Source organism: Natronoglycomyces albus (assembly GCF_016925535.1).
In the GTDB taxonomy this organism is placed as follows: domain Bacteria; phylum Actinomycetota; class Actinomycetes; order Mycobacteriales; family Micromonosporaceae; genus Natronoglycomyces; species Natronoglycomyces albus.
In genome coordinates this window covers 234,877-259,549 of sequence record NZ_CP070496.1, presented here as the reverse complement: position 1 = coordinate 259,549, position 24,673 = coordinate 234,877, and the positions used below count along the sequence as shown (strand labels likewise).

General features: G+C 63.5%; 19 protein-coding genes. 12 read left to right on the top strand and 7 right to left on the bottom strand.

Annotation, left to right across the window (positions count from 1 at the left end; genetic code table 11):
* The first annotated feature begins 242 nt into the window (after window positions 1–242).
* Complete coding sequence (locus JQS30_RS01090) at window positions 243–2,345, top strand: S9 family peptidase (protein WP_213171575.1); 2,103 nt, start codon at window positions 243–245, stop codon at window positions 2,343–2,345.
* 59 nt (window positions 2,346–2,404) lie between these two features.
* Here JQS30_RS01090 and JQS30_RS01085 read toward each other — a convergent pair whose 3' ends face one another.
* The gene (locus JQS30_RS01085; RefSeq protein WP_213171574.1) at window positions 2,405–2,635 is read right to left on the bottom strand and encodes a hypothetical protein; all 231 of its coding nucleotides are present in this window, start codon (window positions 2,633–2,635) and stop codon (window positions 2,405–2,407) included.
* Between the two features lie 289 nt (window positions 2,636–2,924).
* Between JQS30_RS01085 and fbaA the strand changes: the two genes are divergently transcribed.
* The gene (gene fbaA, locus JQS30_RS01080) at window positions 2,925–3,947 is read left to right on the top strand and encodes a class II fructose-bisphosphate aldolase (protein ID WP_213171573.1); all 1,023 of its coding nucleotides are present in this window, start codon (window positions 2,925–2,927) and stop codon (window positions 3,945–3,947) included.
* Window positions 3,948–4,041: 94 nt separating this feature from the next.
* Here the strand turns inward: fbaA and JQS30_RS01075 are convergent, their stop codons facing one another.
* Window positions 4,042–5,082 (bottom strand): C40 family peptidase, encoded by a 1,041-nt coding sequence (locus tag JQS30_RS01075; RefSeq protein ID WP_213171572.1) that lies wholly within the window; start codon window positions 5,080–5,082, stop codon window positions 4,042–4,044.
* Window positions 5,083–5,283: 201 nt separating this feature from the next.
* Between JQS30_RS01075 and JQS30_RS01070 the strand changes: the two genes are divergently transcribed.
* Window positions 5,284–5,826 (top strand): cysteine dioxygenase, encoded by a 543-nt coding sequence (locus JQS30_RS01070; RefSeq protein WP_213171571.1) that lies wholly within the window; start codon window positions 5,284–5,286, stop codon window positions 5,824–5,826.
* Window positions 5,827–6,103: 277 nt separating this feature from the next.
* On the opposite strand, the gene JQS30_RS01065 is transcribed toward JQS30_RS01070, so the two are convergent.
* From JQS30_RS01065 to JQS30_RS01050, 4 genes are all read right to left on the bottom strand, one after another.
* Window positions 6,104–7,543 (bottom strand): NAD(P)H-hydrate dehydratase, encoded by a 1,440-nt coding sequence (locus JQS30_RS01065; RefSeq protein WP_213171570.1) that lies wholly within the window; start codon window positions 7,541–7,543, stop codon window positions 6,104–6,106.
* Between the two features lie 145 nt (window positions 7,544–7,688).
* Window positions 7,689–8,066 carry a holo-ACP synthase gene (locus JQS30_RS01060; protein ID WP_213171569.1) on the bottom strand — a complete coding sequence of 126 codons (378 nt, stop codon included), beginning with the start codon at window positions 8,064–8,066 and terminating at the stop codon, window positions 7,689–7,691.
* 278 nt (window positions 8,067–8,344) lie between these two features.
* Complete coding sequence (gene glmS / locus JQS30_RS01055; RefSeq protein WP_213171568.1) at window positions 8,345–10,192, bottom strand: glutamine--fructose-6-phosphate transaminase (isomerizing); 1,848 nt, start codon at window positions 10,190–10,192, stop codon at window positions 8,345–8,347.
* 270 nt (window positions 10,193–10,462) lie between these two features.
* Window positions 10,463–12,358: a hypothetical protein gene (locus JQS30_RS01050; RefSeq protein ID WP_213171567.1), complete on the bottom strand. Its 1,896-nt coding sequence runs from the start codon at window positions 12,356–12,358 to the stop codon at window positions 10,463–10,465.
* Window positions 12,359–12,680: 322 nt separating this feature from the next.
* On the opposite strand from JQS30_RS01050, the gene JQS30_RS01045 reads away from it, so the two are divergent.
* A complete protein-coding gene (locus JQS30_RS01045) occupies window positions 12,681–13,352 on the top strand; it encodes a hypothetical protein (RefSeq protein ID WP_213171566.1) in 672 nt (223 codons plus the stop codon).
* Here the strand turns inward: JQS30_RS01045 and JQS30_RS01040 are convergent.
* The gene (locus tag JQS30_RS01040; protein WP_213171565.1) at window positions 13,349–13,906 is read right to left on the bottom strand and encodes a GNAT family N-acetyltransferase; all 558 of its coding nucleotides are present in this window, start codon (window positions 13,904–13,906) and stop codon (window positions 13,349–13,351) included. The genes JQS30_RS01045 and JQS30_RS01040 overlap by 4 nt on opposite strands.
* Window positions 13,907–14,426: 520 nt before the next feature.
* Between JQS30_RS01040 and dnaK the strand changes: the two genes are divergently transcribed.
* The 8 genes from dnaK (at window position 14,427) to JQS30_RS01000 (ending at window position 24,322) form a co-directional block, all read left to right on the top strand.
* Window positions 14,427–16,289 carry a molecular chaperone DnaK gene (dnaK, locus tag JQS30_RS01035; RefSeq protein WP_213171564.1) on the top strand — a complete coding sequence of 621 codons (1,863 nt, stop codon included), beginning with the start codon at window positions 14,427–14,429 and terminating at the stop codon, window positions 16,287–16,289.
* Window positions 16,289–17,200: a nucleotide exchange factor GrpE gene (locus JQS30_RS01030; RefSeq protein ID WP_213171563.1), complete on the top strand. Its 912-nt coding sequence runs from the start codon at window positions 16,289–16,291 to the stop codon at window positions 17,198–17,200. The genes dnaK and JQS30_RS01030 overlap by 1 nt, the downstream gene beginning before the upstream one ends.
* Window positions 17,201–17,226: 26 nt before the next feature.
* Complete coding sequence (gene dnaJ / locus JQS30_RS01025) at window positions 17,227–18,351, top strand: molecular chaperone DnaJ (RefSeq protein ID WP_213171562.1); 1,125 nt, start codon at window positions 17,227–17,229, stop codon at window positions 18,349–18,351.
* A 257-nt stretch (window positions 18,352–18,608) separates the two neighbouring features.
* Entirely contained in the window at window positions 18,609–19,001 is a 393-nt protein-coding gene (locus JQS30_RS17475) for a heat shock protein transcriptional repressor HspR (RefSeq protein ID WP_213172908.1), read from the top strand.
* Window positions 19,002–19,389: 388 nt separating this feature from the next.
* Complete coding sequence (locus JQS30_RS01015; protein WP_213171561.1) at window positions 19,390–19,593, top strand: hypothetical protein; 204 nt, start codon at window positions 19,390–19,392, stop codon at window positions 19,591–19,593.
* 2 nt (window positions 19,594–19,595) lie between these two features.
* Window positions 19,596–20,954, top strand: a complete 1,359-nt coding sequence (locus tag JQS30_RS01010; protein WP_213171560.1) for a hemolysin family protein — start codon at window positions 19,596–19,598, stop codon at window positions 20,952–20,954.
* Window positions 20,951–22,018 carry a hemolysin family protein gene (locus JQS30_RS01005; RefSeq protein ID WP_213171559.1) on the top strand — a complete coding sequence of 356 codons (1,068 nt, stop codon included), beginning with the start codon at window positions 20,951–20,953 and terminating at the stop codon, window positions 22,016–22,018. Before JQS30_RS01010 ends, JQS30_RS01005 begins: the two co-directional genes overlap by 4 nt.
* Window positions 22,019–22,954: 936 nt before the next feature.
* Window positions 22,955–24,322, top strand: a complete 1,368-nt coding sequence (locus JQS30_RS01000) for a coiled-coil domain-containing protein (protein WP_213171558.1) — start codon at window positions 22,955–22,957, stop codon at window positions 24,320–24,322.
* Window positions 24,323–24,673 lie beyond the last annotated feature (351 nt).

The window sequence follows — 24,673 nt, the reverse complement described above, 5'->3', positions numbered from 1 at the left end:
CAGCCACAATGTAGGTAACTGGCATGTTGGGGTGGGGATTTCCCTACCGGGTGCGTCACCGGAGGGTCGCGATCGGGTTCACAGAGTCTGCCTGCCCCGTTCATAGAGACCTCCCCCCTCTAGGCGGGTGAGGTCACCGAAACCCCAGGTCACCGCCCGAGATTTTGTCACCCGGTCGCTAGGACGCTCCAGGGCGTTAATTCGGTTTGGCCGGTAGTCACGCTCCCGCGTAAGGTGACGGCATGACTGAAAATCCACCGATTGCCGCGCGGATCGAGACGAAGCGCACTCACCACGGCGACACCGTCATTGACCCCTACGCCTGGTTGAAAGACCCTAAAGATCCCGAAACTCTGGCCTATCTCAAGGCCGAGAACGCCTACACCGATTCGCGCACCTCGCACCTGGCTGGGCTGCGCGAGACCCTGTTCGGCGAGATCAAAAACCGCGTGCAGGAGACCGACCTGTCCGTACCCACCCGGGTCGGCGACTGGTGGTACTACTCCCGGTCAGAAGAGGGCAAGCAGTACGCGATCAGCTGCCGCCTCCCAGCTGGCGAGGAGACCGCCCCGCCCCACATCGAGCCCGGGCAGGCCCTTGAGGGTGAAGAGATTCTCCTCGACGGCAACGCCCTGGCTGAGGGCCACGACTTCTTCTCCATGGGTGTGTTTGATGTCTCGCCCGACGGCAACCTATTGGCCTACGGGGTCGACTTCGCCGGTGACGAGCGCTTCACGCTGCGCTTCAAAGACCTACGCACCGGCGAACACGTCAGCAAAACCATCGAGGGGGTCTTCTACGGCGGCGCGTGGTCGGCAGATTCGCGCGTGTTCTTCTATGTCACCGTCGACGAGGCATGGCGTCCCGACCGGGTTTGGCGGCACACGCTGGGCTCCGAGGGAGACGACGTGCTGGTCTACCACGAGGAAGACGAACGTTTCTGGGTCGGCATCAGCCTGTCGCGATCCGAGAAATACCTGATGCTGGACTTGGGTTCGAAACTCACCGCCGAGACCCGCATCTTGGCCGCCGACAACCCCGAAGGCGAGTTCACCGCCTTCGGACATGGCCGCCGCCAAGGAATCGAAGTCCACGTCGAACACCAGTCCGCGCTACCGGGCCATGACGGCCCGGGCCGGTTCTTCGTCCTGCACAACGACGGGGCCGAAAACTTCGAACTGGGTTGGACGCCTGAAGACGACACCACCGACTTCCACGTGATCCTCCCCCATTCGCCCACGTCGCGCCTGGAAGGGATCGAAGCGTTCGAATCCTTCGCGGTGGTCAGCCTCCGCAGCGAGGGCCTCACCCAAGTGGGCCTCCTCACCGGCGACGAAACCGACCTGAAGCTCATCGAATTCGACGAGCCGATCTACTCGGTCAGCAGTACCAGCAACCCCGAGTACCGCACGAACATGGTGCGCCTGGGCTACACGTCCCTGGTAGCTCCCGCCTCGATCTACGACTACGAGGTCACCACCGGCCAGATGCACTTGCGCAAGGAAACGCCCGTCTTGGGCGATTTCAACCGCAGCGACTACCGCCAGTACCGCGAATGGGCCACCGCCGCCGACGGCACCAAGGTGCCCATATCGATCGTCGCGCACAAAGACGTCGAACCCGGTTCGGCCGCTCCGTGCCTGCTCTACGGCTACGGCTCCTACGAAATGTCGATAGACCCGTACTTCTCCACTCCTCGTCTCTCGCTGCTGGACCGGGGCGTCGTCTTCGCCATCGCCCACATCCGCGGTGGGGGCGAAATGGGCCGCGCCTGGTACGACAACGGCAAAATGCTCAAGAAGAAGAACACGTTCACCGACTATGTCGACTGCGCACACCACCTCATCGAGACCGGGTGGACCTCGGCGAACAAACTGGTCGCCCGTGGCGGCTCCGCCGGGGGCATGCTCATGGGCGCCGTAGCCAACTTGGCGCCCTCATCGTTCGCGGGGGTACTGGCCGAAGTGCCGTTCGTGGACTCCCTGAACACCATCCTCGACCCGACCATGCCGCTGACGGTCATCGAATGGGAAGAGTGGGGCAACCCGCTGGAGGACCCCGACGTCTACGCCTACATGAAGTCCTACTCACCATACGAGAACGTCGCCGCGACCGAATACCCGTCGATCTTGGCCGTGACCAGCCTCAACGACACCCGAGTGGGGTTCCATGAACCCGCCAAGTGGGTCGCCCAGCTGCGCCACACCGCCACCGGCGGCCAAGTGCTGCTGAAAACCGAGATGGAAGCCGGACACGGCGGACGCTCCGGCCGTTACGACGCCTGGCACGAGGAATCATTCAACCTCGCCTGGATTCTCGACCAAGTCGGACTCGCCGACAAGTAAACGCATATGTGAGTGGGGCCGGGCGCTTAAGCGCCCGGCCCCACTCACATATGGCGACCTTACTGTTCGCTCTCCTCGTCCTCGGCCAACGCCGGAACCTCCTGAGCCTGATCTGCGGCGTCAGCCGGGTTCGTCTCAGCTGGCACCTGCCCTTCGGCATCGTCGATGGCCACCTCCGGGTCCGCTGGCGTATCGGCGTCGAGCTCAATGCTGCGGTCGACACGGTCGAACTCCGAGACCTCGTTGGTCGGGTCCTCGGTTGCTCCAGTCGAATCTTGACGTCTACTCATGTCAACTAGGGTAGACGTGACGACCCAGCTACGTGACCGAACCAGTAGCTGGGCGGGTCGACCGGGCGCATCAGGCGCCCGTGCGCAATACTGGGCCCAAGACAGCGGCGTCTCAAGCCCGAGGCACCCACACAGGCCACGACAACGGCGACCACAAGGCACCTTCACGCGTATGCTGCGCAACTGATCAGCCTTACATCCGGGACAACCACGCACGTCAACGTCCCCCGCCACGAATCGACCTGAGAGGGCCTCCCAGATATCGGCACGTCTTTAATAAGGAGCAGTAATGCCCATCGCAACACCTGAGGTCTACACCGAGATGCTCGACCGGGCCAAGCGCGACCGCTTTGCCTACCCGGCCATCAACGTTTCCTCCACCCAGACCCTGAACGCCGCGCTGGCGGGCTTCGCCGAAGCCGAATCTGACGGCATCATCCAGGTCTCCACCGGTGGAGCCGAATACCTCTCAGGGCCCACGATCAAGGACAAGGTCGCCGGGGCGGTCGCGCTGGCCGAAGCCGCGCACACGCTGGCGAAGAACTACGGCGTCAATATCGCCCTGCACACCGACCACTGCCCGAAGGACAAGCTGGACTCCTTCGTGCGCCCGCTGCTGGACATCTCCGAGCAGCGCGTCAAAGCCGGCCAGAACCCGCTGTTCCAGTCGCACATGTGGGACGGATCGGCTGTGCCGTTGCAGGAGAACCTGGAGATCGCGCAGGAGCTGCTAGCACGCACCGCTGCGGCGAAGATGATCCTGGAAATCGAAGTGGGCGTTGTCGGCGGCGAAGAGGACGGCGTCTCCGCGGCGATCGACGACAAGCTGTACACGACCGTCGAAGACGGCCTGGCCACCGCCGCCGCGCTCGGCATCGGCGAAAAGGGCCGGTACATGACGGCTCTGACCTTCGGTAACGTGCACGGCGTCTACAAGCCGGGCAACGTCAAGTTGCGCCCGGAGATCCTGAAGGAAATCCAGGACGCCGTGGGTAAGAAGTACGGCCAAGAAAAGCCGTTCGACCTCGTCTTCCACGGTGGTTCGGGCTCGCTGCCCGAGGAAATCGGCGCGGCGGTGGACTACGGCGTCATCAAGATGAACGTCGACACCGACACCCAGTACGCGTTCACCCGCCCGGTCGCCGAGCACATGTTCCGCAATTACGACGGCGTGCTCAAGGTCGACGGCGAGGTCGGCAACAAGAAGGCCTACGACCCGCGCGCCTACGGTAAGGCCGCCGAGGCTGGCATGGCCGCCCGGGTCGTCGAGGCCTGCGAAAACCTGCGCAGCGCCGGAACCAAGATCAAGTAAGGTCGCTCGGCCCTAGGCCGAGATAAAAATCTGAATACCGCATAGTGTGGCCCCACCTCCAGCGAAGGTGGGGCCACACTATTGGCTGCGGGTTCTAGAAGACCGTCGTGGCGCCGTACCAGGAGTTGCCGTGGTCGAGCGACACGATCTGGGCCGGTTTGCTGTAGGTCGAGGCGTGGATGATCAAGCCGTCGCCAATGTACATGCCCATGTGGGCCAGCCCGTTGTAAAACACCAGGTCCCCCGGCTGGAGGGCATCGCGGCTAATGGGAGTGGTCTGGTTGTATTGCGCGGCGGCGTTGTGCGGCAGGGGAATGCCGATCTCCCGGTAAGCGTCAAGCACCAGGCCAGAGCAGTCGTAGGCGTTCGGTCCCGAAGAACCCCAACCGTAGGGCGCGCCGATGTTCGACAAAGCGCGACGCACCACTTTGCCTCGGTCGCCGGGAATATAGGGCAGGTCGTAGTCGATGGCGACACCGGAGGCGGTGCCTTGGCTCAGGGCCGCTTCGGACCAGTCGTTTTGGAGCGCTTCGATTTCGGATTCGATGGTCTGGGCCATCGACTCCAGTTCCTCTTCTTGCGCGGCGATATCCTCGCGCATGTCCTCGAGCAACTGCAACTGCTCGTGGTATTCGGCCGAGACCTCGACCAGCTCGTCAATGAGGGCCACGTCGTACATGTTCGCGGCGTTCAACTGCGTCATCCGTTCGACCAAGGCCTCAGCGGACCCCGCCTCCAGCAGCCGCTCGAACTCGCCGAGGCCCTGGCTGATGTGCGCGGTCACGATAAAGGCGCTGGTGCGCTCATAGAGCTGTTCTAGCTGCTCTTCATAGGGCTCAAGGGTGTCTTCAAGCTCGGCGATCATCTCTTGGGTGTCTTCGAGCTCGACGCGGATCGCATTGTATTCTTCGACGACTTCTTCGAGCGTCTGATGCGAGGTCTCTAGTTCCTCTTCGATCTCTTCAATGTCACGATCGGCGTAAGCAGGCGTGGACGAGGCGGCCACAGCCACCAGCAGAGCCGCGATCGAGGCGACGCCCAGTCCGGTTCGGCTCCAGTGGCGGCGGCCAGGCCCGGCCGGGCCGGCCTGGGCACTGTCGCGCTCGCTGTTATCCGCACCAAGGGGAGTATTCACGTGGATCTGCTCCTTTGGGAGGCTCAGGGAAGCTCGCCAGAGAATCGCTGTCGAACTCGTCTACCACATCCAGACGTGAGAATATCGCGCTAAATGGTGTGACGCGACGCCTGGGTACTAGTCAATTAAGTCGCTGTATTCGCCACATGGACTATGTGTGGCGGGCTTTTCAACGACAAATACCTCAATTACTATGAACGGGTGCCAACCCAACGCAGCAACATCGGTCAGCAACCAGAGAATCTTACCGAACGTCTCGTCGCGCTCGCGCACAGCTATGCCTGTGAGACGAAGATCGAGGCTCGATTCCGGCCACACTCGCGTTGGGCCGCAAAGATTTCCTCAGCACCCGACCACGAAGCGTGGCTCTTGGCCTGGCTCCCCGGACAGGGGACTGACCTCCACGACCATGGCGGCACCGGCCAGCCGTCAAACGCGGCAGTCAAGGTCATCTCCGGTGAACTGTCCGAATACACCGTCCAAGCCGGAGAGTTCCCACGGCTGCACCGCCGCGACCTACAAGCTGGCGATGTGAGCGCGGTGTCCAACCGCACGATCCACGCCATGCGCAACCGCTCCTCCCTGCCAGCGGTCAGCATCCACGTCTACGTCCCGAAACTGGAGTGCATGCGCACCTACCTAGTGGACGAGACCGGCCTCACGCCCTCGCAGATCAAGCTCGCCGGTGACGACTGGGCCGAGGCCAGCCCTTTCCACAGCGTCGACTACGTGTGCAAAGGCTGAGGCGCGGCCGGTGGGGTAATGACGTCGACTACCGAAATCGATGGAGATCGCCAAGGTCGGGATTCTCCGTCGTATCGAACCACACGCGCCGTTCGACGAGCCTAACTAAGAGGCCAATGCGAAGGTGCGAGTTCAAGACCGCAGCAGGCGAAGCTTAGGCAGGTAAACGAGCTGATGCGACGGTCGAAAGTGCCTTTTGCGTTAGCCTCTAAAACTCATTCTCGGTTGGCCGCCTTGCCCTGTCCGTTGCCCGCCCAGATGGCCGGCTGAGGCACGCTCAGTCGTTGAGCGCCCCAATTGTTCCCGGTAGTTCGGCGGCGATCTGCGAAGCCACCGGGGAAACAATCTCGGAGGCCACCGCCCGCGCCGCCATTCCATGCATGAACGCGCCCATCATCGCCGCGCGAGCGGCCGGAATTCCAGCCGCCAAGAGCGACGCCACCAAGCCCGCCAGCACATCCCCGGTTCCGGCCGTGGCCAAGGCCGGGTGCCCGGTCGGATTGACATACACCGTCCCATCGCTGTCGGCCACGATCGTGTGGTGCCCCTTCAACAAAACCGTGCAATGCAACCGCTTAGCCAGCGCCATGGCCGCTTCGGCTCGGCGGTCGCCGGGCGCGGTTCCATAGAGTCGTTCGAACTCTCGGTCATGCGGGGTGAGCACGAGGGGGGCTTCTCGGTTGGCCAGGAGGTGGGGGGATTGGGCCAGGAGGGTGATCGCGTCGGCGTCGAGGACTGCGGGCACGGGCCGGGCGAGCACTTGTTTGAGTTCGTGGGCTGTGGCCTCACCGGTGCCTGATCCGGGGCCGATGAGCCACGATTGGGTCCGTCCGGCGGTGGCGACGGAGTCGGTGCCAACGACTTCGGGGTGATGGTTGTGCACTTGGGCTTTGGCGGCTCCGGCGTAGCGAACGTATCCGGCGGGGCCGCTGAGGGCTCCGGCTGTGGCCAGGATGGCGGCCCCAGGGTATTCGGCCGATCCGGCGGCAATGCCGACGACTCCGCGCGTGTACTTGTCGTCGAGTTCGTCGGGGAAGGGCCATTGCTCGATCATGTCGTCGAGGGTGGGCACCTGTAGGTAGCCCTCGCATTCGAGGTAGGGGCCGAGCCCGATGTCGATGAGGTCGAGGTATCCGGTGCGGAGAGCGGCGTCGCCTAGGACGTGGGCGGGTTTGCGGCAGCCGAAGGTGACGGTGACGTCGGCGTTGACGGCGGGTCCTGGTACGGCTCCGGTGTCGACGTCAACCCCGGAGGGCACGTCGACGGCGACTGTGAGCCGGGGGTGAATGGTTTCGAGCAGTTGTACGGCGCGTTCGGGTAGGCCGGGTCTGCCGCCGATGCCGATGATGCCGTCGATGAGTAGGTCGGTGTGGGTTGGGGCGGTGGTGGCGAGGCGGCCGCCCGCGTCGCGAAACGCGCGCAGGGCTTGGCGGTGGACCCTTTCGCCCATGACGGCGATCGCGGTGGCTTGTGCGCCTTGGCGGATGAGCCGCTCGGCGGCCAGCAGGGCGTCGCCGCCATTGTCGCCGGGTCCGGCGAGGACGGTGATGTGGGCGCCGTAGGCTCCGGCGTGTTTGCCTGGCATTGCGCGTAGCAGTTGGGTGCAGGTGGCCGCTAGTCCCGCTGCGGCGCGGTGCATGAGCGCTAGGGGCGGAAGTCCGCGCATGAGTTCGGCCTCGGCGCGGCGCACTGCCGCGGTTCGCCACACACCGTGCATGTTTTAGTCCCCTCTGTGTGAGGTTCCCTTACGCCCGGGCAAGGACGGTGAGGCCCCAATGGATGGTCGCGCCGTGTTCGCCTCCGCCATAGCTGTCCTCGGGCGGTTGGGGCGAGCGGGTGCGTACACCGGTATGAGTCGACCTCTAGGAACCGTCGGTTTCAGCTATGACGACGGCTGACGCTATCCCCCCATCATGCGACAAAGAGAGGTGCCAGCGGGCGACGCCACGCTGATTGGCCACTTCAGCCACCGTTCCGGTGACAGTCAACCAGGGGCGTCCGTCGGGGTCGGGGATGATCTCGCAGTCTTGCCATGACAGCCCGGGGGGTGCGCCGAGTGCTTTGGCGACTGCTTCTTTGGCGGCGAAGCGCGCGGCCAAAGAGTTGGCCGAGCGCGGGTTTCCCGATTCGGTGGTGCGCTCTTCGGGGGTGAAGAGTCGGTCGGCCAGCCTTGGAGTTCTCTCCAGGGCTCGCTTGAATCGATCTACCGCTACCACGTCAATCCCTACGGCGACAATCATGGATGCAAGCCTGCCACGTATTTGCGTGAACTTCACGGCCTGACACGGAAAAGCTTGCGTTCCTCACTGACGGGGTCCGTTGGTGCCCATTGCCGTTGCCGCGCACAGTAGTGTCGCCGCGACCTGATTGGTTCGCGGCAACACTGGGGTTTACGCAAGAGTGCGAGTTCACGGCCGCAGGAGGCGACGTTTGCGACGGTTGAGGAGCCAACAAGGTCGCCGAAAGTGCCTTGTGCGCCAGCCTCACTACTGTGGTCGATGGTTTGTGTGGGCTGGGCCTATTCGACGGTGACGGATTTGGCGAGGTTGCGTGGCTGGTCGATGTCGTGTCCGAGCGCGCTGGCTAGTTCGCAGGCGAACACTTGCATGGGGACGGCGGTGAGCAGGGGCGCCAGTAGGGTCGGCGACTGCGGTGTGAATATCACGTGGTCGGCGTGGGTGGCGGCGATGTGGTCGCCCTCTTCGCAAATGGCGATGACGGTCGCGCCCCGGGCCTTGACTTCTTGGATGTTGGAGACGATTTTGTCGTGCAGGAGTGAACGGCCGCGGGGGCTGGGGACGATGGCGACCACTGGGGTTCCGTCGTCGATGAGCGAGATGGGTCCGTGTTTGAGTTCGCCGGCCGCGAAGCCTTCGGCGTGCATGTAGGCGAGTTCTTTGAGTTTGAGCGCGCCTTCGAGGGCCACGGGGTATCCGACGTGACGACCGATGAACAGGACTCTCTGGCAGGCGGAGAACTGGCGGGCGAGGTCGCGGACCTCTTCCATCTTCTCCAGTAGTGAGTCGATCTTCTCGGGCGTGGCGACTAGTTCGCGCAGTACTGAGGCGACTTCGTCGGCGTATTTGATGCCACGTACTTGCGCTAGGTGCAGCCCTACTAGGTAGCAGGCCGCTAGCTGGGTCAGGAATGCCTTGGTGGAGGCGACGGCGACTTCTAGTCCGGCGCGGGTGTAGAGCACCGCGTGTGATTCGCGCGGGATGGTGGAGCCGACGGTATTGGAGATGGAGAGGACGCGGGCCTTCTGGTCTTTCGCGTGGCGCAGGGCCATGAGGGTGTCCATCGTTTCCCCGGATTGGGAAATAGCGATGACCATTGTGGATCGGTCGAGGACTGGGTCTCGGTAGCGAAACTCCGAGGCCAACTCGACTTCGCAGGGGATGCGGGTCCAGTGTTCGATGGCGTACTTGGTGACGAGCCCGGCATGGTAGGAGGTGCCGCAGGCGACGATGAAGACCTTGTCGATGTCACGGAAGTCCTGATCGGACATACGAACTTCGTCGAGGACGATCTCGCCGTTCTCACCGACGCGGCCGCGCAGGGTGTCAGCCACCGCCTGGGGCTGCTCGGCGATCTCCTTGAGCATGAACGAATCGAAGCCGCCCTTCTCGGCGGCGGTGATGTCCCAGTCGACCTGGAAGGCGCGCCCCTGTGAGGGGGTGCCGTCGAAGTTGGTGACCGAAACGCCTTGGGGGGTGATGGTGACGATCTGATCTTGGCCCAGTTCGATGGCGTCCTTGGTGTGGGCGATGAAGGCACTGACATCGGAACCCATGAAGTATTCGTTCTCGCCCACGCCCACGACCAACGGGGAGTTGCGGCGCGCGCCCACGACGGTGTCGGGGTGGTCTTTGGAGACGGCCAACAGTGTGAACGCTCCTTCGAGACGTTCACAGGTGGCGCGCATGGCTTCGGTGAGGTCGCCAACCGCTGGCAGGATGCGGCCCAGCAGATGAGCCACGACTTCGGTATCGGTGTCGGAGGCGAACTCTATGCCGTCGTTTTCCAGTTCGGTTCGCAGCTGGGCGAAGTTTTCGATGATCCCGTTGTGGATGATCGCCACCGAGCCGTCTTTGCTGGTGTGTGGGTGGGCGTTGCGGTCGGAGGGCATTCCGTGGGTGGCCCAGCGGGTGTGTCCGATGCCGGTCGTGGCCTCTGGCACCTGCATGGTGTCCAGCTCCGATTCCAAGTTGGCGAGTTTTCCGGCCTTCTTGGCGCACACGATCGCGCCGTCGGCGACCATCGCTATGCCAGAGGAGTCATAGCCGCGATATTCCAGGCGGCGCAATCCGTCGATGACGACGTCGACGGTGTTTTGTTTTCCTACGTATCCCACGATTCCACACATGAGGACCACCCTACCCCAGTTTCAATCATTGACCCTGATCGGTTGCTGCTGTTTCGATCACGAGCAGTGCGCATTAAGCGACTATAGAGGGCACCTTGCCTTTTGACCTGGAAAATTAGCCCCATCGGAAGGCCACAAAAGCCTCGCGTGAACACCCACACAGTGCTGACTCGCTGCTGAGAAAAACCGCTGAACCACCACGAAGAGGACAGAAATCACTCACCGGGACTGCTCGCACGCCCGGGTGAACTCCCCGCAATCCCAGCGCGCCTACCGCACGACGATGACTCCGCCATCGTCCTCGGTCCGATAGCTGATCACCGCGCCATTGTGCATCCAGCCAACCTCAGCCTCATGGCACCAGTTAGCGGGCAAGGCGTCATCCCCCTCAATGTGAATCCGCACCGCCTTTCCGTCTTCCATCCGATAGATACGGCAATCAGGTCGCGTCCGGTCCAACGACCGATCCGTCGTGGTCAAGACACGCCCATCGGGCAACGCCGTCACCCATGAGCGGGCCGTGTCCATCTCCGTGGGCGTGAAACCCAACCGCACCGATGAGCGCCACACCCGATCCCCATCGTTGACCTGGTAGGTCCGCACCCCCATCCGGGAACCAATCCGGTCCTGGTCGGCAAAGCACTGCGCCAAGTGGAAGGTGGCGGGAGCATCAGCCTCACCGCTGGAAGGAGCGAACCCCATATGCAAAGTGCCCCCACACGCCGAGGTGTGAGTGCGACCGAACTGCTGCCGGCGCTGCGTCCACTCGACCTCACCGGTGGCCAAGTCGATGCCACGCAGATTGTTCTCGAAGCCACGCGCCGAGAACGGCCCATCGGTAACCCGCTGCTCCACCCGGCTATTGATCACGAGCATGTCGCCAGCGACCAAGAAGTTCTCCTGAGTGATGGTGGCACCCTCTGGGGAGACCCAGTCCCAGACCACTTCCCCGGTGCCCGCGTCGATCCCCAGCACATGGTCTTCGACCTCGGAACGGTCAGGACTCGGGGCACAACTCAACGCCGCCGCCACCACAGTCGAGTTCATACCCGCCGCTTCCAGGCTGCACCCGGGCTCGGCGTCCAGCTCCCACGAGCCACCCCCGGCAAAGGACCGATAGACCACTTCGTTGCCACGGTTGGAGCTGTAGACCAAAGCCGACTCGCCTACCGCGACCAGCTGGCCGGGCGGCCCGCCTTGGGACGAGACCGTGCCAGCGACTCGGCCCGTGGCCGTGTCCAACACCCGGGTCTGCCAGCGCGCGGAGTGGTCGGCCCGCTGCCCGGTCAACGCCAACAGGCTGCGGTCGTCGGAAAGCAGGGGCTCTTGGCTGATCGTCCAGTTCCAGCGGCGGTGGTACCAGCGTTCGCCGTCGTCGTCGTTGCCGCCGCCGCGCCATCCGAGGAATCCGGCGGCTTCGAGCTCAGCGGTGGGGTCGTGGAGGGGGTCGACCATGGTGACGGCCTGTGGACTGCGGTCTCCGGGATGGTCTAGGCGCAGTAGCCCGTGGGGGGTGGGCATGAACTCGCCGGAGTGGGCGAAGAAATGGGCACTGTCTAGGTCTGAGTCGTCGACGTCGACCGGAGTGGTCTGGTGATTCTCCGAGGCGGTGCGGGCTTCCAGGTTGGCCAATTCGGCCCACGATTGCATGGCGGGGGCGAGGGCTGCGGCGGCGAGGAGGACAACGGCGGCGGCGAGGACGCAGATGTGGCGGCGAGTGCGCTGCGAGAGCTCTGTGTGGTGGGTTTGCGCGGGGAGGGTGAATGGGGCGAGGGCGATGAGCCCGCCGCCGATGACTCCGAATCCGTAGGCGAGGGCGGCAAGGCCCGCCCGGTGAGTGATGAAGGCGTCGGGTCCGGCCTCGGGCATGGCGCTGTAGACGGCCCACCCTCCGGCGGCGGCGCCGACGGCGAGGACGACGCCGGTGATGATGACGGTCAGGCCGGATCGTGCGGCGATGATGGACAGTGCCAGCCCGACACCGAGGGTGGAGGCGACGAGTCCGAGCATCATGATCGAGCCCGATGAGTCACGCGTGGTGCGGTCGTCGAAGACGGCGACGATCAGTAGCCCGATCCAGGCTATGAGCGCTGTGACTCCTCCGGCCATCATGGCGGTTCGGGCTAGGGGGCGTCCCCATTCTCGTCGTAGATTTCCGCCTGGCATGTACTTGGTTGTACCTCAGCTTCGGCGGCGGCGGATTGTTTCGCCCGAATTGACTATCGGTTGTGTATGCGCTGGTGGAGAAACAAGATTGTTCTTCACTTGGGTGAGCGCTCGTGGCTGTGTACGACCCGTTTCAGGCCAACGGTACCGAGGCTGGCTCTCGTCCAGTTTGTGCCCAGACCGTGACCTAGCGGGGCATTGAGGCGTTACTCAGGGTGGAGGGAACCCACAAATGCAGCGATCCGTCAACTCGGTCACGCGTCTCCGAGGCAGCAAAGGTTCACGTCAACGCAAAGCTGATCAATCATCAAAGGCAGGGACGATGACACATCGTGCGAACTCACCGCGTTCGTCCAGTGGCTCCGCGGTAGCGACGACCACCGGTCGGCACGTGCAGGAGGCAGCCCGCGAGAACTCGTCCGCGAGCGCCGACGCCGCTGGCACCGGTGGTTATCAGCGCGGCCATCACGTGAACGCGCCGATCGAGAACGGTAAGACCAAGGAGTTCGGTCTCATCAACCGTCGTGGCGGCGCGCACCCGGCGCCGAGGAACGGGCGGGAGTCGTCCGCGCAATCGAATCGCGATCACTCGCCGCGCCGCAATGGCGGCGCGCCCTCTGAGCTGGGCTCTGCCGCGACGCAATCGGTGGAGGGGACTGCCAAGCGGGCTCGGATGGAGCGCTCGGCGCAGCATTCGGGTAGCCACGACGCCGTCTCGCCCTCTGGCAGGCATTCACGTGGCCTAGCGCGAAAAGAGTTCACCAGCTTGTATTCGTTGGACGCGCCACCGCCGTTCCATCCGCCACTGGGCGTGGAAGAGGTGACCGGTTGGGCGCTGGCCTCCTCAGTGTGGCGCGATCATGTGCCCGAACGACTGCTTGGGGTGGAGTGCAACACTTGCCAGGAGTCGTGGCCATGCAGCGCCTGGGACATCGCGAACGATCTCATCACCCAATGCTGCGAGACCGCCCGCATTGAGGTGTCGGCCAGCTAGTTTTCCTCAGGCACTGCTGGAGATACGAAGACCACGACGTCGTTCTTCACCTCGGCGCCGGTGGTGTCGGTCAGCGGCCGCAGTTGTCTCCAGCCCACATGGCGGTAGAAGTCGATCGTTGCCTTCGCGGTACTCCAGGTGAGGAGCCACGCGCGCTGGCGGGGAACGTCGGCGATTAGCTCATCGAGCATGGCGCGCCCCAGGCCCTGGCCCCGGGAGTGGGCGAGCACCCCAAGTTGATCGACTTCGAACGCTCCCACCAGCGAGGTCTCCACTCGCTGAGCGCCGAGCTGTTCACTGACCTGGGGGTAGGCTCGGTCGGTGCGAAACGGCGCCAAGGTCTGCCAGCCGGTGGCAAACGCGGCTATCTTCCCGTCAGTTTGTGCGATCGCGGCGCGGAAGCCGGGCCGCTGGGCATCATTGAGCAGGCGGTGACGGTAGTGCGCGCTGGCGGTGAGCGGGTCGCGGTTGAACGGTGGTTCGGCGAAGATGTCGGCGTAGGCTGCCGCGATCTGGTCGAGGCGGTTCATGATGTCGGCGGCGCTCAGGATCATGGGCTCACGCTATCGCCTCGCGCGGCGGTGAGGCCAATGGTTTCCGCGTGGTAGGTTCGACCTATCGAGAAGTTGAGTCATACTCGCTCAACTTTTATGTATTACGTCACTGACCCCGGCGAAAACTTGACAAAGCCGCAGGTCCGAATCAAGATTGAGCCTATCAGACTCAACCTTGGACGGGATGGTTCCCATCACGTGGCCACCGCGATGCGGCGCAGTCCTCACGGAGCAAAGCGAAGAAGAACGCTCATGCTCCCAGGAATGCCCCGCACGAGAAGCCGCACGGTGGGACCATCAGTCAGGGGAGCCACAGCCGCCCATCTGGGCATCCTCCTTCCCAGCAGAAGATCCCGGGACAAGGGCTAAACAAGGGCAACGCGCCAAGGCGGACCCAGCACCGCATGGAGCACGTCTGGCCACAGCCACGCAAGTTTAAGCAAGATCGAATACCGAGGGCAGCAGCCACTCCAACCGTGTCGCCCTCGCTGAAACATCCACTAGTTATTGGGGGAATGAAATGGCACGTGCGGTCGGTATCGACCTGGGCACCACCAACTCATGTGTGAGCGTCCTTGAGGGTGGTGAGCCAGGCGTCATTACCAACGCCGAGGGCTCGCGCACCACTCCATCCATCGTCGCCTTCGCGAAGAATGGCGAAGTCCTGGTCGGTGAGGTTGCGAAGCGTCAAGCTGTCACCAACCCCGACCGGACCATCCGCTCGGTTAAGCGCCACATGGGAACCGACTGGTCTGTCGACATCGACGGCAAGTCCTACACCTCCCAAGAGATCAGCGCGCGGACCCTGCAAAAGCTCAAGCGCGACGCCGAAGCCTACCTGGGCGAGAAGGTCACCGACGCGGTCATCACCGTCCCGGCCTACTTCTCCGACGCGCAGCGCACCGCCACGAAGGAAGCTGGCGAGATCGCCGGCCTGAACGTGCAGCGCATCATCAACGAACCCACCGCCGCCGCCTTGGCCTACGGCCTGGACAAGGGCGAGGAAGAACAGACCATCCTCGTGTTCGACCTCGGTGGCGGTACGTTCGACGTCTCGCTGCTGGAGATCGCCGACGGCGTCATCCAGGTGAAGGCGACTTCGGGCGACAACCACCTCGGTGGTGACGACTGGGACGAGCGCATCATCGCGCACCTGGTCAAGACCTTCAACGGCTCCTACGGGGTCGACCTGTCCAAGGACAAGATGGCGATGCAGCGCCTCAAGGAGGCCGCTGAAAAGGCCAAGATCGAGCTGTCGGCCGCGACACAGACCTCGATCAACCTGCCCTACATCACCGCCGGTCCGGACGGCCCTCTCCACTTGGACGTCTCCCTGACCCGCGCCGAGTTCGAATCAATGACCTCGGACCTGCTGGACCGCTGCCGGAAGCCATTCGAACAGGCCATCAAGGACGCCAGCATTAACATCGCCGAGATCGACCACGTCATCATGGTCGGTGGCTCGACCCGGATGCCCGCAGTGTCGAACCTGGTCAAGGACATGCTGGGCCGCGACCCGAACAAGGGCGTCAACCCTGACGAGGTCGTCGCCGTGGGCGCCGCGCTGCAAGCCGGGGTACTCAAGGGCGAGGTCAAGGACGTGCTCTTGCTCGACGTCACCCCGCTGAGTCTCGGCATCGAGACCAAGGGCGGCATCTTCACTAAGCTCATCGAGCGCAACACGACCATTCCGACCAAGCGCTCCGAAGTGTTCGCCACGGTTGACGACAACCAGTCCTCGGTACTGATCCAGGTATTCCAGGGTGAGCGGGAAATCGCCGCTTACAACAAGAAACTGGGCACCTTCGAGCTGACCGGCCTGCCTCCCGCCCCACGCGGGGTGCCGAAGGTCGAGGTCACCTTCGACATCGACGCCAACGGCATCGTCAACGTGTCCGCCAAGGACATGGCCACAGGTAAGGCCCAGTCGATGACCATCACCGGCGGCTCCTCGCTGCCCAAGGAAGACATCGACCGCATGATGGCCGAAGCCGAGCAGCACGCCGAAGAGGACAAGCAGCGCCGCGAGGAAGCCGAGACCCGCAACATGGGCGAGTCGCTGGTCTACCAGACCGAGAAGCTCCTCAGCGAAAGCGGCGACAAGCTGCCCGAAGAGACCAAGACGAAGCTTCAGGACGCCACCGGTGAACTGAAGACCTCCTTGGCCGGTAGCGACATCGAAAAGATCAAGACCGCGACCGAAGAACTGTCCAAGATCAGCCAAGAAGCTGGCGCGGCCATGTACGCGCAGGCCGCCGAAGCCAACGAGGCCGCAGGCGGAGCCCCGAACGAGGGCCCGGCTGGGGAGCCCAATGCCACCGCTGGTGGACAAGATGATGTTGTTGACGCGGAAATCGTCGATGACGACAAGGACAAGAAGTAGTGAGTTCGACAGAGAACGGTTCCTCAGAACCCAACGGCAGGCAGGAGGCCAAAGCCGCCGACGACGCCGCCACCGAAGCGCGCAAGCACGGTGGTGACTCCGACGGTACGACTTCGCCCGACCACGAGTCGGCGGATGCGGCCCCGGCAGCATCCACCGACTCCGCCGCTGACGGTGGCGAGGAGACGGACTCGTCCCCCGCCACCGATAGCAGCGCCGATGACGACACCGCCGACGAGGGCAGTCCCGAGGACAGCTCCGAGGCGTCGACGACCGACGCCGAGGAATCTGAGGACGAAAAGTCCGCAGACGACAGCGAGCTGACCGTCGATGACATCCTCGGTGCGGCCACCAACAACGGCCAAGCTCTCGATGACACGCTTGCGGTCCTCCAGACCACGGTCGAGGAACGCACGCGGGACTTGCAGCGACTCTCGGCGGAGTTTCAGAACTACCGCAAGCGGGTCGAGCGAGACAAGGCGCGTGCCGCCCAGTCGCAGACCGTGGCGATCCTGTCGGGGCTGCTGCCAGTCCTGGACGACTTGGACCGGGCCCGCGAGCACGGCGACCTGACCGGCCCGTTCGGATCGGTCGCCGAGCAGCTGCTTGCGGCCTTGTCCAAACACGGGCTGGAAGCCTTCGGAGAAAAGGGCGACGAGTTCGATCCGAACCTGCACGAAGCCGTGGCGCACATGCACTCCGGCGACGTGGACGGCCCCACCTGCATCGACGTGATGCGGCGGGGTTATCGGATCGGCGACAAGCTCGTCCGCGCGGCCATGGTGGCCGTGGCCGAGCCACCCGAGGGCGGCCAGGATGAGACGTCCGGGGACGGCCAGCGGCACGACGACGAGGCCACAGAGGACTCCTCGTCGGATTCGACCAATCAGAATCAGAAAAACGAGCAGTAACACCCAAGCCGGAAAGGAGGCGCCCAGTGGTTTCCCAAGACTGGATGGAAAAGGACTTCTATAAGGTCCTTGGGGTCGACAAGGGCGCCTCCAAATCCGATATCAAGAAGGCCTACCGGGCCTTGGCCCGCGACCTGCACCCCGACCACAATCCGGGCAACGAGGAAGCGGCCGAAAAGTTTAAGAGCGTCTCTGAGGCGTACACGGTTTTGACCGACGATGAAAAACGCGCCGAATACGATTCGATGCGCGACATGCTTGGGGCGGGGGCATTCCGCCGCGCCGCTGGTGGCGGCGGAATGCCATTCAACGTCGATGACTTGTTCACGCGCACCGAAGGTGGTTTCTCCGACTTGTTTGGGGACATCTTCGGCGGTGCTAGACGGCAGCGACGGGCCCCCCAGCGCGGCAACGACATCGAAACGGCCGTCACTCTAGATTTCGCCGATACGGTCAAGGGCACCACCACGAAGCTGTCGCTGCGTTCGGCTGGAGCCTGCGACACCTGCCACGGTTCGGGCGCGCGACCTGGGACCAGCTCACAAACATGCGGCCGCTGCGCGGGAAACGGGCTTATCACCCGCAACCAGGGCGGATTTAGCTTCGCCGAGCCATGCCCGGACTGCAACGGAGTGGGTACCGTCGTCATCGACAAGTGCCCTGAATGTCAAGGCACCGGCGGCGTGACGAAGGCCCGCACCATCACCGTGCGCATCCCGGCCGGAGTGCGCGAGGGGCAGAAAATCCGCCTGGCTGGACGAGGAGAACCTGGCCAGACGGGCGCTCCCGCCGGAGACCTGTATGTGCGCATCCGCAGCCGAGCCCACGAGCTGTTCGTCCGTGAGGGCGACAATCTCATTCTCGATCTGCCAGTGTCCTTCGTCGAGGCGACTTTGGGCGCACAAGTGCGCGTCCCCACCCTCGATGATCCAGTGACCGTGCGCATCAGCCCCGGCACCCCCAACGGGCGCACCCTGCGGATCAAGGGCCGAGGGGTGCCCGGCAAGGGCGACCTGCTGGTACGAGTGCAAGTGCAGGTACCGACCGAACTTGGCGACGAGGCCACGGAGGCGCTGGAGAAGTACGCCCAGCTCGCCCCCGAGGCCGATCGCTCCAAATTGGATAGCTATTTGCCAAGTACCGGTAAGTGAGGCCGCTGCCGGTACTAACCGGCGGCACGTTCGCCAGCCGGTGGGATGTTAAGTATCGACTCACAAACACTGGCGGCAAACGCCATCGGTCATCAATAATCGATACCAGGCATCTGTGTGGCGTCTACGCCGAACGCCCACAGACACTAAGACCAGACGAGGCGTAGGGAGTGTTCGCGATGAACGGCAAGACAAAGAGGGCAGCGACCGTCGTCGTCTCCGTACAGCGATCTTCCAACCGTGCCAGCGCCGCCGACATGACTCCAGACATGGACGCCAAGGTACTCGTCATCTCCGTGGCCGCCGAAATGGCGGGCATGCACCCGCAGACCCTACGCCAGTACGACCGGCTCGGGCTCGTGCAACCAGACCGCACTCCCGGCGGAGGACGCCGCTATTCGCCGCGCGATGTGTTGCAGCTACAGGAGATTCAGCGCCTCAGCCAAGACGAAGGCGTGAACCTGGCGGGCATCAAACGCATCATGGATTTGGAAAACAAGGTGCGGTCGATGCACCAGCGCCTAGCCGAAGCCTCCGAGGAGCTGCGCGAGTCGCAAGATGAGCTGGCGCAACTGCGGGCCGTGGCCGGGCCTTTCGCGCGACGCAGCCGGGAGACGGCATTGGTGTTGTGGCGTGGTGAGGACCGCTAACGGTCGCGCTCACTGGCCAGGTGGCACTGGGCGATAGCCCTCGGCGCAGAGTGTCTACTGGCGCCGCTGGCCGATCCGCCGCCTGCGAGGCTTAAGCGAAAGTGCACATTTAAGACCGCAAGGGTCAAAGTTTACGCTGGTAAGCGAGCTGAGAAGAACGCCGAAAGCGCTTTTGGCGCAAACCTCGACTCAGATCGACCTGTTCGTCGCGATCCCTGCCCCAGCCGCGCCAAGGCACTCCCGCAGCGTCGACATTTCCCGGCCCAGGACGCCGCCATTGAGCTCTCCCATGCCCACTCAACGAAAAACAGTCGCCTAAGCCCAATTGTGTTGAAGTGAACACGTCTACTCAGATGAGACTTGACGTCAGTTCCACTAACATGACTCCATGAGTACAGCGATGACGGAAAACCCCACAGGGGGCTCCGCTGGCGGTGACGAGGACAGTTCGGAAGACTGCCCCGGACATAGACCCAGCGGTCGTGCCACCGACCACTTCCGCCCAGCCAGCGGCCCCGGCCGACTCGCCTCCCGCGACGCTTCAGCCCGTGCGGGCCGCTTCGGCCTGGCCATCGGCAGGTGCTGGAGTTAGCCGTGCTAATCGCCACTGGACTGACGATCATCATCGTCGTCACTCTCGCCACCGGTTTCTTCGTTGCCCTCGAATTCGCCTACGTCGCCGTGGACCGCACTCGGCTGCTGGAACTGGCAGAAGGCGACGGACCCAAAGCCCTCAAAGCGCGCCGGGCGCTCAAGATCTGCTCGCGATTGTCGTTCACGCTCTCGGGCGCGCAACTGGGCATCACGGTCACCACTTTGTTCGTCGGGTTCTTCGCCGAGCCATATCTGGGGCAAGGACTGGCGGCGCTCTTTGGCACCACCGGGATACCCACGGCCGTGTCGCTGGCCGTCGCTGTCATCATCGCGTTCATCATCGCCAACGTCGTGCAGATGATCATCGGCGAACTCGGCCCGAAGAACCTCGCCATCGCTCGGGCCGAAACAGTCGCACTGGCGCTGTCACGCCCCACTCAGTGGTATCTACTCGTCGCCGGGCCGCTGATCTGGTTCTTCGACACCATGTCGACAAAGCTATTGCGGCTCATTGGTATCCAGCCAGTCGAAGAGCTGGAAAACCACGCGACGCCTGCGGACCTGCACCACATCATCGACACCTCTCGCGACGAAGGCTCCCTAGATGAGACTCTCTCCGAACTGCTCGATCGTGGGCTCGACTTCACCGAGATCGTCGCCGAGCAAGCGATGACACCCCGCGTTGCCGTGCAGACACTGGACGCCGCCGACACGGTCGCCGATGCCGTGGAGGCTTTGCGACAGGGCCGCTCGCGGTTCCCCGTGGTCGGGGAGGACGTCGACGACATCATTGGAGTCGTCGGCATCGGCCAAGTCCTCACCGTGCCACGACACGAACGCGACGTGGTGCCCGTGGCCGACATCGCCCAACCGACGCTGCTGATTCCAGGCTCGCTGCCCCTGCCGACGTTGCTGGAACGGATGCGCAGCGAACACCGGCAACTAGCCTGTGTGGTCGACGAATACGGCGGCTTCGCCGGGATCGTCACGTTGGAGGACATCGCCGAAGAGCTCGTGGGCGAAATTCGCGACGAAGAGGACCGTTTTGAGGCCGTTCCCGTCTCGCTCGCCGGTGGGGCCTGGCTCATTCCCGGACGCTGGCGGATCGACGAAATCGCCGACGCGACTGGTGTGCAGCTACCAGAAGGCGAACACTACGAGACCATTTCTGGCCTGTTCATGCAGGAAATGGGCCGCGTCGCGCGCCCAGGTGACCGGGTCTACATCGACACCTATGGCCAGGCGGGCGAGCCGCCGGTACCCGTGCAACTGGTGGTCGTCTCCACCTCGCGGCACGTGCCGCAGGCTGTGGAGCTGCGACCGGTGCGTCTCACCGGCGAGGGAGGTGGCAACCGATGAGTATCACTGTGGCCCTGTGGATCTCACTGTTCCTCCTGATAGCAAACGCGTTTTTCGTGGCCGCCGAGTTCGCGCTCGTCGCGTCGCGGCAACATCGTCTCGAACAGGCCGCCGCCGCAGGGTCGGCTTCGGCCAAGGTGGCCTTGCGTTCGGTCAAACAACTGTCGCTGATGCTGGCTGGTGCGCAGTTGGGCATCACCGCCTGCACCATCGGGCTGGGTGCCCTGGCGGAGCCAGCGGTGGCCCGCATCTTCGAACCGCTCATCGCGGATCTGGGATTCCTCGGTCCGGCGGCGTCTCACGCCGTCGCTTTTACCATCGCGCTGGCCATTGTGGTGTTCTTGCACATGGTCATTGGCGAGATGATGCCCAAGTCCTGGGCGATTACTCACCCGGAGACGTCGGCGGCGTTGTTGATCTGGCCTTTCGCCGCGTTCGTGTGGGTGACGAAGCCGCTGTTGTTGGTGCTGAATAATTCCGCCAACCGGCTGCTGCGCCTCTTTAAGGTCACCCCGACGGACGAGGTGACGCATGCGCATTCGCCGCAGGAGCTGCGCTACCTGCTGCGGGAATCGGCGGCGGCCGGGTTCCTGCCTGAGACGGAGCATCAGATGCTCACTCACGCTCTGGAAGTTCAACGCACCCAGGTGCGCTCGGTCATGATTCCGTTCGCGGATTTTGTGACGGTCCAGGCTTCGACGACCGCGTTGGACGCGGAGCGGGTCAGTTTGGAGACGGGGCGTTCGCGTTTGGTGGTGGTTGACAACTTGGGCCGGCCCGTGGGGCTGGTGCATGTGCGGGAGGCCATCCAGGCCGCTCCGGCGACCAGAGTAGACCGGCTGATGGTGGCCCCGTTGATCGTGGCGGCCAACCAGACGGTGTCGGCGGCGGTGACGCTTTTGCAGCGGCAGCGGGCGCAGTTGGCGCTGGTGTCGGACAGCGTGAGCGCGACCGATACGGCCGGGGCTGGGCATCGGGTGATCGGTTTGGTGGCGATGGAGGACTTGTTGGAGGAGATTATCGGCGAGTTCGATGACGAGACGGACCGGTCGACCCCTAAGTGACACGCGGGCTTCTCTCCCGCGTGTGCTTCTCTCGAGGGGTGGGCTCTCGCCGAGGGGAGCATGAATAGGCGCGGGCTGGGGCCGCGCGGCTCGAGGCGAGGCGCTGCGGGTACTGGGGACAGCCTGGCGTGGCGCTCATCGACACATCGGTATGTGCCGATATCGCGACACCCCTACCCGAATTTTCGCAGGTGTGGGACGTTTTGGGTAGGAGAATTTTCGGCGCTGTGGATAACTGCGTCTTATTTCGGCCTGGACACAGTTGGGCCGCCGGTGCTGCTGGGCTGGCGGCGGGGAGTTTTCCACAGGAGGAAATCTCCCCGTTGACGCAGAACCGGGCCTTTGCGAGGATGGAATCGGGGGACCCCTGAATGAGAAAGTTTCATATTGTGTACATATTCCAGTTCGGACCTCCGGTGCGGCGGTAGCCCTCTCTCAATAGGCAGCGCCCATCGAAGTGAGCGTTTCTCATTAAGTGACGCATAGCGCCATCGCCACTGTGGCCCGCTGGGCCTGGATGTGTCGCTTTAGGCTGGTCGAAAACAAGGCGGCTTATACAAAAGGCACTTTCGGCGTTTCCGTTAGCTCGTTTATCTGCGTAAGCTTGACCTCTCGCGGCCTTGCACCCGCACTTTCGCATAAGTCCTAAGGTCTACGCGACGGCAACATTGGACGTGCCGCTCTGCTGCCACAGACCTCTTTGCCTTCCGCGAGGTCGGGCGCCAACGGCCCCCAATCGAGCCGAGTGGAGACGCGCACCGATTCCTCCCTTATGGAATCAGTGCGAGAAATTGCGACTCGGATTCACGAATCAAACTAGACGCTTTTGCTTGCGGTACTTAATTTTCGGCGCGTCACTGCCAAGATACCGGGCAGTCATTGCGGATGATGTTTATTCACGAACATTTTGCAATAACTATCCTCCTTTGGAATCACATGTCGAAATTCTTCGATTCAACTGAGCCCGAGTTCACCGTTTCCATGCGCGGGTATGACCGGCACCAGGTTGATGATTACGCACAGAGGCTCTACCACCAGATCCTGGCTAGCGAGAAACGCCAGAAAGAGGCGGAGCGCCACCTGGACTCCACGCAGACCCAGCTGCGTCGCGCCGAAGATCGCATCGGCACTCTGGAACGCAGACTCAACGACAACGCCATCCAACTGGCCGAACAGGAACAGCCCACCTTGGCCGGGCTGGGGTCTCGCGTTGAGAAAATTCTGCGCGCCGCCGAATACGACGCCGGCGTGACTCGCGAGGAGACCAAGCGCGCCTCGGCCAAGCTCATCGCCGACGCGCGCAACGAGGCTGACATCATGATGCGCAAAGCCCAAGGTGAAGCCTCCGAGATCACCACCTCCTGCCAACAGGATGTCGCCGAGATGCGTCAGCGTGCCCAAACAGAGACCACTGAGCTGTGCGACAACGCCCGTCGTAACCACGACATGGCCATCGCCGACGCGCAGCGAGAGTCCGAGGCGCAACGCAGCCACATCAAGAGCGAGACAACCGAGCTGCGCCAGCGCACCGAGCGGGAGATCGCGGTGCTGCGAGCGACTGCCGAACGGGAGGTTACTGAGGTCAAGGCCCAGGCCACTCGCGAGGCGGACGAGCAACGTTCCGCCGCTCAGCGTTTGCTAGCGGAGGCCGTCGAGGTTCGCAAGCAAAAGATCCAGGAGCTGACTCTCGCCGAGGCGGATCGGCGGGAACGTGCCGAGCAAGACGAGGCCAAGCGTCACCAACAGGCCATCACGACCGCGCAGCGGATCGTGGAGGAGGCCGAGGAGCGCGTGTCAGAGGCGGACCGGCGGCTGCGTCAAACCGAAACCTGGGCGGCCGAGCGCTGCGAACAAACCGATCAGCAGGTCAAGGAGATCCGCAAGAAGGCGCTCGACTCGGCAGAGCAACTGCGTCTAGAGGCCGAGAAGGAGGCCGACCGGCTGCGCCGAGTCGCGCAGGATCAGGCCGACGAGGACGTCCTGCCGTTGAAGGAAGAGGTCGAGACGATGGAGCGCCAGCAGGTGAGCGCGAAGTCGAACCTGGTCGACCTGCAACGGCAGCTGGGCTTGATCTCGATGGAGGCCGAGGCGCCGGTGTCAAGCCCGCGGGCAGCCACAACGGAGAAGCTACGCTCCGAGTCGCCGGAGCTGGAGTCGCTGGCCGCGCAGACGTACGGGTCCGAATCCTTCTCCAGCGCCATGTTTGAGGACCTGGCCAGTTCGTCAGGTTCGCCGATTCCGATTAACGAGCAGCGCAAAGGCTCCGATATTGACGAGACGCAACAGCTGCCGGTCGTGACGTGAATGTCTTGATGGCTCGGCCAGCGGCTCTGCGTCATCTCGGGCTGTAGCGCGGTTTTTCGACGCGGCTCGCAGGCCGCATCTGGCCAATTGAGCCTTTGGCCAGGTTGGCCTGGTGTGGTGGGTAGCGTTGCTCCCGCTGTGGCCACCTTTGTGTCCTGTGCAGGGGGTTCGGCATTGCCGAACCCCCTGCGGCTATGTGTTCGCTCATGCGCTTATGCCCAGTTCAGCTTCGCCAAGCTGTGGTCTGGCCGTGACGGGCGGAGACAATCCTGTGAAACTGCTTGGCACGCCCCGTAATAATAAGTAAACTCAACTAATAATTAGACAGCTTTGTTAACCTTTAGGCGCTCC